This window comes from Paenibacillus sp. AGC31, assembly GCF_057334655.1.
Window position 1 is genome coordinate 43681 of sequence record NZ_JBHFJH010000026.1, and the last position, 14677, is coordinate 58357.

Annotated in this window: 11 protein-coding genes; 1 reads left to right on the forward strand and 10 read right to left on the reverse strand. The window is 45.6% G+C overall.

Annotated features, from left to right (window positions below; translation table 11 throughout):
- Positions 1 to 91 precede the first annotated feature (91 nt).
- The 3 genes from ACE04G_RS11370 to ACE04G_RS11380 form a co-directional block, all read right to left on the reverse strand.
- Entirely contained in the window at positions 92 to 1081 is a 990-nt protein-coding gene (locus tag ACE04G_RS11370; RefSeq protein WP_449003591.1) for a phosphotransferase, read from the reverse strand.
- A 164-nt stretch (positions 1082 to 1245) separates the two neighbouring features.
- A complete protein-coding gene (locus tag ACE04G_RS11375; protein WP_449003592.1) occupies positions 1246 to 3021 on the reverse strand; it encodes a SulP family inorganic anion transporter in 1776 nt (591 codons plus the stop codon).
- A gap of 166 nt (positions 3022 to 3187) precedes the next feature.
- Positions 3188 to 3517 carry an ArsR/SmtB family transcription factor gene (locus tag ACE04G_RS11380; protein WP_017690603.1) on the reverse strand — a complete coding sequence of 110 codons (330 nt, stop codon included), beginning with the start codon at positions 3515 to 3517 and terminating at the stop codon, positions 3188 to 3190.
- 197 nt (positions 3518 to 3714) lie between these two features.
- On the opposite strand from ACE04G_RS11380, the gene ACE04G_RS11385 reads away from it, so the two are divergent.
- Positions 3715 to 4659 carry an alpha/beta hydrolase gene (locus ACE04G_RS11385; RefSeq protein ID WP_449003593.1) on the forward strand — a complete coding sequence of 315 codons (945 nt, stop codon included), beginning with the start codon at positions 3715 to 3717 and terminating at the stop codon, positions 4657 to 4659.
- Between the two features lie 110 nt (positions 4660 to 4769).
- Here the strand turns inward: ACE04G_RS11385 and ACE04G_RS11390 are convergent, their stop codons facing one another.
- The 7 genes from ACE04G_RS11390 to ACE04G_RS11420 form a co-directional block, all read right to left on the reverse strand.
- A complete protein-coding gene (locus tag ACE04G_RS11390) occupies positions 4770 to 6347 on the reverse strand; it encodes a glycoside hydrolase family 43 protein (RefSeq protein WP_339181992.1) in 1578 nt (525 codons plus the stop codon).
- Positions 6344 to 7243 (reverse strand): carbohydrate ABC transporter permease, encoded by a 900-nt coding sequence (locus ACE04G_RS11395; RefSeq protein WP_017690606.1) that lies wholly within the window; start codon positions 7241 to 7243, stop codon positions 6344 to 6346. The genes ACE04G_RS11390 and ACE04G_RS11395 overlap by 4 nt, the downstream gene beginning before the upstream one ends.
- Positions 7244 to 7258: 15 nt before the next feature.
- On the reverse strand, positions 7259 to 8233 hold the full coding sequence (locus tag ACE04G_RS11400; RefSeq protein ID WP_221818759.1) for an ABC transporter permease: 975 nt from the start codon (positions 8231 to 8233) through the stop codon (positions 7259 to 7261).
- A gap of 136 nt (positions 8234 to 8369) precedes the next feature.
- Positions 8370 to 10043, reverse strand: a complete 1674-nt coding sequence (locus tag ACE04G_RS11405) for an extracellular solute-binding protein (protein ID WP_260632549.1) — start codon at positions 10041 to 10043, stop codon at positions 8370 to 8372.
- Between the two features lie 175 nt (positions 10044 to 10218).
- Positions 10219 to 11793 carry a response regulator gene (locus ACE04G_RS11410; protein WP_221818758.1) on the reverse strand — a complete coding sequence of 525 codons (1575 nt, stop codon included), beginning with the start codon at positions 11791 to 11793 and terminating at the stop codon, positions 10219 to 10221.
- Positions 11794 to 11804: 11 nt separating this feature from the next.
- Complete coding sequence (locus ACE04G_RS11415) at positions 11805 to 13607, reverse strand: cache domain-containing sensor histidine kinase (protein WP_449003594.1); 1803 nt, start codon at positions 13605 to 13607, stop codon at positions 11805 to 11807.
- 199 nt (positions 13608 to 13806) lie between these two features.
- A complete protein-coding gene (locus ACE04G_RS11420; protein ID WP_449003595.1) occupies positions 13807 to 14655 on the reverse strand; it encodes a GNAT family N-acetyltransferase in 849 nt (282 codons plus the stop codon).
- Positions 14656 to 14677: the final 22 nt, after the last annotated feature.

Sequence of the window (14677 nt, forward strand, 5' to 3'; positions counted from 1 at the left end):
TATAAGATGAAAAAGACCCTCCCGAGTTCAAGTTGACTCGGAAGGGTCTTAAAACATTCAAACCTACACCTAAAATAATATTCATCATTTGCTAGGATATAATCCCCGTATCCCGGAACTCTTCCACGAAACTATCCAGCCAATCCGAACCATAGTCCAGCGCACCCATATCACTCTCAATAAAAGCAACATCTAATCCCATCACCCAGAATCGGCGAGCAACAATAAATAGATCAACCGCCTGCTCATCTTCGGCAGAGAAGCTTCTGACTGAACGATATCCTGCCATTAGCGCATCCCATAATACTGCTTTTCGCTCATCAGACTGCCTTTTTCGAACTTTCACTTGAGCTAAATCGTAAGCACGCCAGCCTTTGGCTGCCCACTCGAAGTCATAATGGATGAACTGATGTTCCTGTTGAAACACATTGTTATTCCCATGCATATCGCCATGGCACAGACCAAAGTCCAGGTCTTGTCTGGAAGTGGCAACGATGCGTTCTTTTAATGTTGTGGCAAACGTATGGAGAAATGCTGCTGCTTCATTGTTCTCACCGATAAAGTGAATAATTCGCTCAAGAGGTTCGTCAATAAGTAACTTCAGATCCAGCTCATATCGTGGCAGCTCCATGTTCACCTGATCCATAGCCTCATGCAATTCAGCGGCAGATTGGCCAAAGGCGTAACAAGACTCCTCATCCTCCAGGTTGTTCTCCGTACCTTCAATATACCGAAACATTACAGCAACCCGCTTGCCTTCCGCAGCCTCCAACACCGTATATCCCGTATGATCTTTCTTCTCGATGTATTCTCCAATGTCGGTATGTTCCGCAGAACCTAGAACGTTCTTCAATTGAGACAATAACGAAAGCTCATACTGAACATCTGCCTCCGTAATTTCAGTGCGGTAGATACGAAGAATGTACATGCCACTGGACGTGCGAACCCGGTAGGTATCATTCAATCCTCTGAGCCAAAACAAACATTCTTCCCATGTTCCAATGTCATAGTGATTCCTCAATGCAGATTCCAGGTACCTGGGGTTAAGCACTGAACGTAAAGCAGTCGGTTGAATAGACATATGGTTGCTCCTTCGGTTTAATATGATTATTTCTCATCTGATGGACGATGTAATCCTTCACCTATCAACCTATAACATAGTATATTTTTCGTTTATTTTCCAGAATATATATTTTAATGAGTAATACTTTTTGGACTCCTATAGTTCCATCTCTCATCAGCAGGTTAGATAGGGCTATTTACATTGACTCGCTTTCCAGGTTTCAACAGGCTATTACACGCTGGGTCGATGCCAGCGCTCGACAATGCAGCACATTCACGAAAGGCAAAATGTTTGCACCCCCTGCATTTCTGAACATCCAGATGTACTAATGCATAATTGATGGCTTCACCCGTGTGCTCAAACATATGATCCGAACCAATCCGTTCAATCAATCCTGTTCTCTTCAGCATCTCCAGAGGTTGCGCCTGAGTGCCTGAAAGTAAAACCCTGCCCCCGGATCTCTCTATATGTTTGACAACACGGGCCAGATTGGATTCACCTGTCGTATCCATAAAAGGCACCTTGCCCATGCGCAACAGCAGAGTACCTGGTCGACGATGAATCGAATCCATGACCGACTTCTCGAACATATCCGCTGCGCCGAAAAAAAGTGGCCCTTCAATTGTATAGAGGCTTATTTGCGGACAGTCATGTCCTTCCCGAACCATGTGGGCCATGACTTTCTCATGTTTATGATCGGGATCAGGCAGTACTTTGGTAACCTTCAACATCTCACTCATCCGTTTAACAAATAAAAGGACCGCCAGAATCAACCCCACCTCTACAGCCGTTGTTAAACTTGTAAATATGGTCAGCAAAAAGGTAATCAGCAGCACGAGTGAATCACTCGTTTGGGTTTTCATGACATGTATGAAGGATCTCCGTTCACTCATATTCCAGGCAACCAGCATGAGAACGGGAGCCATACTGGCAAGAGGAATGTGGGATGCATATGGCGCAAAGAGAACAAGTACCAGCAAAACCACCACACCGTGAATCACGCCAGACCATGGCGATACTGCGCCGGATTTGATATTTGTTGCTGTACGTGCAATCGCTCCTGTTGCAGGAATACCACCAAATAACGGCGTCACCATATTAGCAATCCCCTGCCCAATCAACTCTCGATTGCTGTTATGCCGACTTCCGGTCATGCCATCGGCAACAACTGCGGATAGCAGCGATTCAATTCCACCCAGCATGGCGATGACAAAAGCGGGTTGCAGCAAGTTCACGATACGCTCCCAAGTGATCTCAGGCACATGAAACTGAGGCAAGGTGTTAGGTATAGCGCCAAAGGACGAACCAATTGTAGCCACCTGCCCTTCAAAAAAGAACGCCGCGACTACCGTCGAAAGAACCAGCCCTACCAGTGATGCAGGCACCTTTGGTGCAAACCTGGGCACAAGCAGAAGAACAGCCAGACAGATTCCAGCTGTAAGCACACTGTATATATTAATCGTCGAGATATGCATCCCGATTTCTTTCATATTGGACCAGAAATCCTCGTGTTTCTCGATGCCTCGAAGTCCCAGAAAGTTCGTTATTTGTCCGCTAAAAATAATGACGGCAATCCCTGCCGTAAAACCGATAGTCACCGGCTTTGGAATAAACTTAATTAATGCCCCAAGCTTGAATACGCCCATAAGTACAAGCATCAAACCGGCCATCATTCCGGCGATCAGCAGATTCTCATATCCATACTGCATCACAATGGCAAAGAGGATCGGAATGAATGCCCCCGTTGGCCCGCCAATCTGGAACTTGGACCCACCCAGCAAGGAAATGAGAATCCCGGCGATTACTGTGGTATACAATCCATACTCCGGTTTGACCCCGGAAGCGATGGCAAACGCCATACCGAGTGGAATCGCAATGATACCCACAATCAGTCCTGATAACAGATCTTTGCGAAAAGCGGCAGCATTGTACCCTGCATATCTCCCCATCCATTTCATGCACAAAAACCTTCTTTTCTTCATATATTTGAATATTTGAATATATTTAAAAGATTACTCCCCTGCATACGTCCTGTCAATCGGATTACGCACAATCCCAGCAGGAACTTAACACAAAAAAACAAGAACCTCCGGTGATTACACCCAGTTGCTCTTGTTTATTGTGTCAGGACTCTTTACGAATATCTTCCAGCATGGAAATGGCATCAACCAGATGATTGTCAAAAATCTGTTTGGTGACTGCCAACAGGTCCTTAATCAGCGGATCACGCAGCGAATAGGTGACGGTTGTCCCTTCTTTGATTCCGTGGACAACGTTTTTGCTGCGCAATACAGCCAGTTGCTGTGAAACGGCAGAGCCTTCCGATCCCAGAATGCTTTGCAGTTCATTCACGTTTTTGGCTCCTTCACTCAGCAGCTCCAGAATCTGAATTCGCATCGGGTGTGCCAACGCTTTGAAAAAATCCGCTTTAAACTGTTGTATGCTCTGATTCATACGCTATGCCCCTTCAATCGAACTTTTGAAGATGCAAATATCATAACATAGAACGGGTACCATGCTTTACTCTAACCGTAAACGGTTTTTTAATATAAAAGTTAAGATTGACCTTGAAGTACACTTCAACCTTTATACTTTACTTATAGTCTCCACAGATCGTATATCTGAACTCCATCAGGAAGGGTGATTCCTTAATGAACATGTATATCCATAATCACAAACGCTCGTTAACGAGCTTTCTATTCGAGAAATATATCGGAACGTTAGATACCAAGAAAACTTTTTCAACACGCGAGCTTACCCGCAAACACCTGGATCATATGGGCTTGGAAAACATTAAACCTTATACCTTGGGTAAAACAAAACTGTCATCTTCCATTAAAGATCGCTCCCATGAAGACATGCAGGTGTTTACCTTAAACGATCAGCATTCCCGTGAACAGAAGGTCATTCTCTACATTCATGGCGGGGCGCATACACACCAGCCGCTGTCTTTACATTGGAAATTCATGGACCATATGGCTCAGGCCCTGAATGCCAAAGTTGTTGCTCCCATCTATCCAAAGGTTCCGCATTTTAACTATCAGCACACATATCCGAAACTGCTTAATCTATACCGGGATCTGCTTGCCTCCGTGGACGACCCGGCACAACTCACCATTATGGGGGATTCCGCAGGCGGGAACATATCCCTGGCCTTGGCCCATTATCTGAAGATGCATGATCTCCCGCAGCCCAAAGATATCATCTTGTTATCACCTTGTGTGGATATGGTGCTGGACAATCCGGTCATATTCGATTACGAGACCCGCGACACTATGCTCGCTGTGGAAGGGTATGATGTCATCCGGCGGATCTGGGCAGCTGACAAACCGTTGAACGATCCGTTAATCAGTCCAATCTACGGAGATTTCGCCGGTCTGGGCAAAATTAGCATCTTTATCGGAACCCACGAGGGTTTGTTTCCTGATAATATGAAGCTCGACAGACTTCTGACGGATCAAAGAATCGATCATCAAACGTACGTTTACCCCAAAATGAACCATGTCTTTGTCCTCTATCCGATTCCGGAAGCCAGGGATGCGCAGCGTAAAATAGTTAACATCATAAAAAGCTCAGCACATGAAGCTGAACAATAGACTGTAAATGCCTCCCCATAGCCCTTTCGCAAAAAGAACGAAAAAAAGCTCAATCCCTGGACTACCGCCACCGGATTGAGCTTTCTTGCTGTTATTCTGTCATCTAAATATTATTTATATGAACCATATTCAAACCAGTCAAAGTCTGCTACCTGATCGGAAGAAGTACCGTTGCTGCTGCTGAACATTCCGATACAACAGCCAACAAAGCCACCGGCTACTTCGGTGCTCAGGCTGCTTGTATCCACCTGTTCCGCCACCAGATGATACCGACTTCCATCCGTGCTGTAATAGAAGTTGAGTTGCTGACCTGTCGCAGCCAGTTTGATATACACTCGCGATACTTCATCATCCAGCGCGATTTGCGCAATGTGGCTATCCTGACCATCTATAACGGTCACCACACGCAGCACCTGCTGATTCTCGACCAGAGCACGCTCAATCCGTACGTGATACTGATCGTTCTGAATGACGACAAGACCAGCCGTTTCGTTTGCATTTCCGGGCACAAATTCCATCGCTGTAGCTGCGACATAATCCATATGCCTTTGACGCAGACAAACAAAGCTGGAATTTTCTTTTTCCTTCAATGTTTGCGGTTTCAGCTTCAGTCGCAAGTATCCTTTTCGTTCGGTTAATGAATAGAGATCCTCCTGAGGATTGCGCAGGAACATCCATTGTAAACCCAGACGATCGCTGTCAAAATGGTCAAAACGCAGTTGTGGCTCCACCGGAACAGGCTTCAAATCCAACGTGCCCTGCTCCTCCAGGATGCCGCGGCCCTCATTGACAACAGGCCATCCGTCCTCCCAAACAACAGAAGCAAGGAACGTCTCCCGCCCCAGGTTGCTATAGCTCCCTCCATATGGACGCGAAGCAAGCATGACCATGAACCATTGACCGTTCGCAGCCTGCACCAAGTCGGCATGTCCTACATTAACAACAGGGTAACGCTTACCCAAATGGCGATGTGTAATGATTGGATTATTCGGATTCCCGACGTATCCTTCGGTCAAACTTTTGCTACGAGCAATGGTCACCGCATGGTTTGGCCCTGTGCCTCCCTCTGCAATCAATAAATAGTAATATTCATCGATCTTATACAGATGCGGACCTTCCGGCCAGATAACATCCACCATCGCCCCGCGCCACAGAACGTAACTGTCTCCCACCAGCTTCATACTGCCCAGATCAAGCTCTCTCAGCCAAACTTCCCAATTGCCATTATAACGAACTCCCTCAGAGCAAGGACGTGTACCTAGGTAATACGCTTTGCCGTCATCGAAAAAAATCGTAGGATCTATGCCTTCTGCGCCTTCAATAAAATAAGGATCAGACCATGGCCCAGCCGGGTCGGTAGCGGTTACAATAAAATTGCCGCCATGTGATACATTGGTTGTAATCATATAGAAGGTGCCTTCATGATACCGAAGCGTTGGAGCGAATATCCCTTGTGAATGGCCTGCTCCCTGAAGATTTAATTGCGAAGGGCGGTCCAGCACATTGCCAATCTGTTTCCAATTCACTAGATCACGGCTCTGAAAGATCGGAACGCCAGGAAAATAGGCAAATGTGGATGTCACCAGATAAAAATCTTCACCCACCCGGCAGACGGATGGATCTGGATAAAACCCGGGCATAATCGGATTATCAAACGTGCATTGTTCGACTTGATTTGCATTTTTCATTCTTTTACCCCTCCAATGGTTAGTCCAGTCACAAAGTATTTTTGCAAGAACGGATACAGTAAAACGATCGGCATTGCCGTCACAACCGTGATGGCTGCCCGAATGGACACAGGCGTCACCATGTTGGTTACATTTTTGAATGAATCCACGTTGACGGTTCCCCCCTGTGAGGTCGCAGAGGATAACAATTTCATCAGCTCATACTGCAAGGTGGTCAAATTCCGATTTCCCGCCGTGTACAACATGGAGTCAAACCAGGAGTTCCACTGACCTACAGCAATAAACAGTGCAACCGTAGCCAGAACCGGCTTGGATAGCGGAAGCACGATACGCATGAAAATCCTAAAATCTCCGGCTCCATCCATCTTCGCGGATTCAATTAATCCCTCCGACAGTCCCTGAATGTAGGTACGAATGACGATCATGTTGAACACCCCGATCAAGCCGGGAATAATGTATACCCAGAAGCTGTTCAGCAGCCCCACTTGTTTGATCAGCATGTATCCCGGAATTAAGCCCCCGCTGAAATACATCGTCATGACAAACAGCGTCGTGACCAATTTGTTAAACATGTACTCTTTGCGGCTCAGTACATAGGCCAGCATGGCTGTACAGAACAGCTGTACAACCGTTCCCACCACGGTTCTGGCAACCGAAACAAATGCGGCTTGCGTCAGATTCGGATTCTGGAATACGGAGACGTAATTTTGCAGCGTCCATTCCCTCGGCCAGAGATAGATCCCCCCGCGAATCGTATCCAGCCCGTTATTGAAAGATACGGCAATGGTGTTTAAAAAAGGATATAACGTAACAACCATGACAAGCAACATAAATATGCCATTGGTGATGGAAAAAATAGAGTCTCCCAAGCTTCGTTTTCTACTAAATCTCTTCACAGCTCTGCCCCCTTATCATATCAATCGCTCTTCACCAAGAGACTTGGCAATCCCGTTGGCGATAAATATGAGCACCAGACTGACCACACTTTTGAAAATGCCTGCTGCGGTGGCAAGTGAGTAGTTGCCGAGATTAATCCCGTATTTCAAAACAAAAATGTCGATCGTCTCGGATACATCCTGCACAAGTCCGTTCCCCAACAAGTATTGAATCTCAAAACCTGCGTTCAGTACGTTACCAACGTTGATGATGAGCAGGATAATAATCGTTGGTTTGATGCTTGGAAGCGTGACATTGAACATTTTACGAAACCGTCCGGCTCCGTCGATGGAAGCTGCCTCGTACAGGCTCGGATTAATCGACGCCATGGCCGCCAGATAAATAATCGTGCCCCAGCCAATTTCCTTCCACATGCTGGACAGACCTACAATCCCCCAGAAGTATTTGGGTTCGGCAAAAAAATTGATCGGTGCATCAATCAGGCCCAATTTCGTCAACAGCACATTCACTATTCCTGTTTCGGTTGACAATACATTCGCAACGATACCTGTTACGATGATCCACGACAGGAAATGTGGCAGATAGGAAACCGTCTGTACCACGCGTTTGAACAATACCATTCGCAGTTCATTCAATAAGAGCGCCAGACCAATTGAGCCGACAAATCCCAGAAACAGACTGATCAGGCTCATCGCCAGCGTATTGCGAATAACACGTAAAAAGGTAGGGTCCGTGAATAACGTTCGGAAATGTTCCACTCCCACCCAATCCTGCTCCATAAAACCAATGCCCGGTCTATAATTCTGAAACGCCATCAACCAGCCCCATAATGGTCCATACGCAAAAATAGCGATAAACGCAATAAACGGAAATGACATCCACATTAATTGTCGCTGACTTTTCATTCTGGAAAGGTTATACCCGATCCAGCTTGTTCCCGCTGGGATATGGCTGGTTTTTAACGAAGGCTGCAACTCCTTTTTGGCCATGTTTTTTCTCTCCTTGCTTACGAGTTTATCTATATCACCCAGTCTGGGTGAATCGATTCCATTCCTATCCAATCTCCCAATCTAGCGTGTAAGAAAGGCTACGGGGTTCCCCATAGCCTTTCTGTGTGACAGGCCTTTATCCCCACAGTTCCATGCGTCTGCGGACTTCTTCCGTCAGCGCATCTTCATACGCTTTAATATCTGCACTTTCCTTAAGCGTGGCTTGATATTCTTCCCAAGCCTTATCAAATTCGGATGGTGAAGTCATAATCACTTTTGGCAACCATTTGCGTTTTACATCGTCCATTTTCTGTCTGGCGATGGTCTCCGGTTTATTTGGTTCAAAATTATAGGTATAGATTGGGAACCACGGTTCATTTTCCTCCGCAGGCTCAAGGAAGTCGGTAAATTTCGTGAATCCGTAGGCCTTCAACACTTTTTTGTCGATGTCATTCAATGTGGCAAGGTACTCCTCCGGCTGCTCCTTAGGGTCAAGGGCATTCTTCCCGTCAGCGGTCATGCCCTCATGATGCGGGAAATAGACCAATGGGCTTCCCGTGTTCGCCAGTACCCAGTCCGGATCTTTGGAATTCGCACGTTGCTCCTCATTTCTGGAGAACACGCCTTTGTCATCGACTTGATAATCCACGCCTTCCTGTCCCCAGGTTCTCAATACTTCCATCTCAGGGTCCAACAGATCATTAATATATTGAAGTGCTCCCTCGATATCCTCGCAGCTCTTTGTAATAGCCAAGCCACCATTCACATTAAGGATTGGATTGTTCTGATAGCGCCCTTTAACATCCTCGGAGAGTGTAATGGACAACGGTACATAGGTTTTGTCATACAATTTTTGCTTCACGAGTGATGCCTCGGCGTCAAGGAACTGCCATCCTTGATCCACCATGCCCAGCACACGTCCGGTTGAAATTTTGGAGATATATTGATCATAGTTTGCTGTGAAGGTTTCGTTATCGACCAGGCCTTGATGATATACCTCATTAATTTTCTTGAAATATGCCTTTGCTTCCGGAATGGTATTATAGTTTTTGGCCGTCAGCGTTTCTTTATCAACGATGGCTGCGCCTTCGTTCGGATAACCAGCCATGAAGAGCGGAGGGTTCTCCAGTGCGAAATAACGCCAGTCATAGGAGATAATTTCAAATCCAATTGTTGGCTGACCATCAACGGTCGGGTGAGCTGCTTTATACCGTTCAATCAAGTCGAAGTATTGGTCAAGCGTTTTAATTGTCGGATAATTATCCCACTCCAGTACGGCCTTCTGAATCCAGAATGCTTCTCCGTCATGGGATACTTTCATCGACTTTTCTTGTATATTTCCGAATTGAGGAATGAAGTAGATATGTCCATCCGTCGTATTTTTCATCTTCTTCCAGTCTTCGCCCAGGTAATTTTTGATGTTTGGATATTTATCGATGTAATCCTCAAGTGGTACTAACGCCCCTGCTGCTACCAGTTGCTGAGTACCATCACTCCCATCGATAAAATCGGGATATTCGCCGCCTGCAATGAGTACGCCAATCCGCTCTTTGGCTGTTTGGCCCGTAAGCCAGTCCATCGTGACTCTGACGCCTGTTTTCTCCTCAATGGCCTTTAACACCCGATTATCGTCAGGCGCAATTTTTCCCGGTACGGCAAAAAATGCGGAAAATTGTTTCAATTCCCTTCCATCTGCTGTCTTTTCCCCTTTCGAGGATGATCCCGTTGTACATCCAGTGAGTGCGATGACCAGTATTAAAGCTAACAGAGCACTATACTTGATTCTTTTTCTAACATCCTTTTTCATCATGACCCCTCCATCGATTATATTGACAGAAGCTTTTTGGAAAGCGCTTTCCAAAGGCTGACTTAAAATTATCATGCTTCCATGCCCCTCTCAACGGGATAAACTATAGATGGAATCCCACTAATTCCAGCATCTGCGAAAAAAAATATCCCGCCGCTCCGTCAAGGAGTGCAGGATGTTAATCAAGAGAGTACGCAGCATGGGCACTTTTACGATATTGTGCAGGAGTCTCCCCCATGAGTTTCTCGAACCGGCTAATAAAGTAATCGGAATCCCGATATCCCACCATTGTTGCGATTTCGTATACTCTTTGATCTGTTCTGCGCAACAGCCGGGCGGCTTCCTCAATACGCAATTGATTCAAATAATCACTGAAGCTGATCGAGAAATGCTTTTTGAAAATCTGACCCAGATACGCACTATTCATGTAAAACTGCTCCCCGAGCAATTTCAGACTGATATTTTCTCTGTAATGCTCGTGAATGAAGGCCTCAATTTTGGCTAATACGCCCATCGCATTCGACTTTTGCTGCTCCTTCAGTTTCTCTGCGCACATGAGCGAGAATTCGCATAAATGTTCAATGTTTTCCTCCATCGATAACATCGCGTAGTTCACCTTCAGAAAAGTCGATTCCATCAACCCGGAATCTGGAGTAACCGTATCGTTGTTCACGAGATCCAGCAAAGTGTATGCCAGATAATGCAAGTGGATGCGGACAATACCAGGCTCGATTCGCTCATCCAGAAAAAATTGAAAAATCGCCTTTGCATGACTGTATAACTCATCCGTCTGCTGTTCCTCAATAGACTTGACTAGCCCATCAAACAATTGTTTTTCGAACTGTCCCGGCCGATTAACAAATAAGGTCGTATCCATAAGTTCGAAGTAATAAATGGGCCTGCAAGTGGTGAAGAAACGTAAGCTTTTCATTATGCCGCAAGATTGATAAGACTCGTGCAGCGCCTCCAACTCATGTACTTCCTTCCCGACATAACAAGCAATAGCCGCCTCTTGACCATGGATCAGATCGGCATGTAATCGGGTCAAATATTGCTCCAAGGTCACTGCCTCACGGTTCACCATCAGGTCCGTAACCATGAGCAGAACCGCATTTTTATCACCTGTGAAGGGCTTCAAAATTTGTCCCGGCAAGGGCTTGCCCACCCACGCCTCAACCCGAGCGCACCAATCCGTTCCCTGTTCTGGACCGGCTTCCGCCTCAATCAGGATGCAACGCAGTATGCCGGCATCTTGATAGTGGGACTGCAGACTCGTAACAGCATCCTCCTCAGCCACCCCAAGCAAGATTGACTGCATATGCTGAGCCATAATAATCCGATCTTTTTTTTGCTGATATCGCTTCTCTTCCGTCCGCGCATTAAATGCGCTCCTGAACTCCTCAAGCACCTGAACCAGTTCGGTCTTCACAATAGGCTTGAGAATGTAGTCATCCACCTGGTATTTAATCGCCTGCTTGGCATATCCGAACTCATAGAATCCACTTAGAAGAATCAGCTTGATGTCACCGTTATATTGCTCGTACAAAGTTTTGGCAAGCTGCATTCCGTCCATTTCCGGCATCTTAATGTCGGAAATCACCAGATCGGGCTGCATAGCGCGTATACACTCCAATGCCTGCATGCCATTGGAAGCCTGACCGCAAATCTGAAATCCGTAAGACTCCCAATCAATTAACAATAGAAGTCCTTGGCGAATAAATGGCTCATCGTCCACAATCAGCACGTTGATCATATCCTCGCTCCTTATTCTTGAGATGCCTGCATAAGAGGAATTCGAATGCCAATCGTTGTTCCCTTCCCCTTTTCACTGAATATGTGCACCTGAACGAAATCATCAAAATACATCCGCAGCCGAATATATGCATTCATCATACCAATGCTGCTAAGCTCGCTCATCCGATCCATACTCGGGTCTTGCATCATTTTGCGGAGCGAGGCCAGCTTGTCCTGATCCATACCGACTCCGGTATCTCGAATGGAAATGTACAGTTCATCACTTCGAATCTCGAATAATACCTCCACGACCCCATCATTCGACGTCCCCTCAATGCCATGGATACAAGCATTCTCCACAAAGGTGAGAACGGTTAGCTTGGGTATCATCATGGCAGCAATGGATTCGTCTGTGATCCGGATTGCAAATTGCAACTTTTCACCAAAGCGATACTGCTGGATACTCAGATAACTCTCCACAAAATTGATTTCCTCTGCAATTGTAATCAGATCATCGCCCCAATTGATCGTCTGACGTAACAGCAGTGCCAGTTTATGAATGACATCGGAGGTTTCAAGCTCGTCCTTAATCAAACTCCGCATACGGATCGTTTCAAGCGTGTTGAACATGAAATGGGGATTCACCTGACTCTGAAGGGCTTTCAGCTCCGCCTGTTTCTTGGATAGCTCAAGGGCTTGCCGCTCCACCTGGCCCTTAAACACAATCTCAATCAGGTTCTTGATCTTGATGACCATCATGTTATAACTATGGGTCAGGCTGCCGATCTCGTCCTTGCCCACAGGTCCCGATATCACCTCAAATTTCTCATGCTTCACTTGATCCAGGTGCTTCGCTATCCGATCAACTCTGATGACCAATGATCTGGATATCAACCAGATTAGCAGTGTCGGCACCAACAGATTAAGAATGATTAGTAAAGTCAAATTAAGCTTGGAATTAACAATCTCCGACAGAACGTCCAATTTCTCCGTGCTGACGACAATCTGCCAATCCTCGGATACGACGGGGATCGATTGCATCGATTGAACAGGGTCAATTGGACTGTTTGCAATCAGATTAAACGGCTTGCGCGTCTGATTCATTTTTGAATCGTTCGAGAAAATGACCCTGCCATCCGAAACGACATACACCTTCCCATTGGCTCCCTCATTTTTAAGCGATTTGTTGATGAAAGCGTAGTCCAGATCAACCTTTAACACCTTTTCAACCTGCTGCTCCCCAAAGTAATCCAGCTTACGAATAATGCTTACTTTGCGTCCTCCCTGACTTTGCGACATCTCCGCCTGTTGTTTGTCAAAATACGAATAGATCATGATATGGTCGCTCGTTTTCATCAGCGCTTGATACCAATCACTTTTCTTCACCTCTTCATCCAGCTTAATAAAGTTTCCTCCATTGACGAAGGTATCATTGCCAACATAAAACGTGATTTGATTCACCTGCTGGTAGCTGTAATAGTACCTGACCAGATTGTTGTTGCTAAGCATATCATAGTAGGCAGAGTAATAGTCTTCCTGATCGCGATACTTGAACTCCATGAACCGGTTCAGCGTTCCATCGGTATAGAGAAAATTGGACACATACAAGCTATTGTCTATACTGTTCCGCAGGTTGAACTTGATCCTTTGCTGCATTTCATTGAATCGGCTATGCTCCTTCTCTTCAATGTTACCTTTGATGCTTTGGTAAAACACGGTATTTGTGACCAGGACCGGGACCAGCACACAAAAAATGAACAATATGTACAACTTGGTTTTGAGACTCCAATCATCCAGAAACTGAATACGCTTACAGTATGTCTTTCGGCTCATGTTATGTCTTTGTCTCCTCTAACCATGTCATATATCAACATTATTATAACGAGTACAGGATGGGTTGGATACTGCAATCCAGGATTTCCGGGAAGCCTTTAATCAACCTCCCGTTCAACTGGCCCAACAAGACAGACGCTAACATATCACATATTTTCGTTTGAACCCGATCTGACCTTACGCCGAAACAGCGATCACGTTATAATTTCAAGAGCATTTCGTACTGGCCCACATGATATGCAAAACCTGATTTGACCAGGAGGAAATCTTGCATCGGTTTCAGATGAGACTCCACATTGAGGACACTGATTCTAGAAGCTTCTGTGCGTTGGACCATCTCTGTCAGGATGCTGCTTGCAATACCTTTGCCCCGGTAATTTTGGTTCACTGCAAGCTGGGGAATATCACCTGTTTTTTGATCTATAATGCCATAACCAACAATGCTGTGATCCTGACGTGCTACCACATAGATAAAAGCCTCCGGTAAAGCGTAGATGGAATCTATTGAATTTTGCCAGGAGGGCTCCATATCCCAAAATTCCTTGAACTGCTCCAAATTGATTCTCTCCACACATTCCACCGTGCAGGTCGTTTGCGGTATGAATTGATCTTTTTGCAACTGGAAACATGAAAATTCCCTTTGAATTTTGAAGTTTTGTTTACTGTACAGCTGAACTGCAGATTCGTTGGATTGGATGACTTCCAGCAAATATTGCTCTACATTTTTTTCTTTTAACAGCTTTTGAATATTCAAGAGCAGATCGCTTGTAATGCCTTGCCGCCTGCAATCTTTTACAACGCCTGTACCAAGGTCATATGCAGTTGTCTTTCCATTCCAGCTTCGAAGTCCATTGATAACAAATCCGACCATTCTCTCATCCTTAAAGGCTCCCATAGATAATTCGGGGTGATACCCCCTTCGTTGAAGCATCTGTTGAAACTTCCAAAAAGGCAAATCCATTTTAACCTGGTAGTCGGAGAACGCATCCACAAACGCCTCGTGAAGTGTTGCCATGCTTATTTTGTCCAACATTTTATAACTGTACATTAGGGCACTCTCTCCTTTAAAA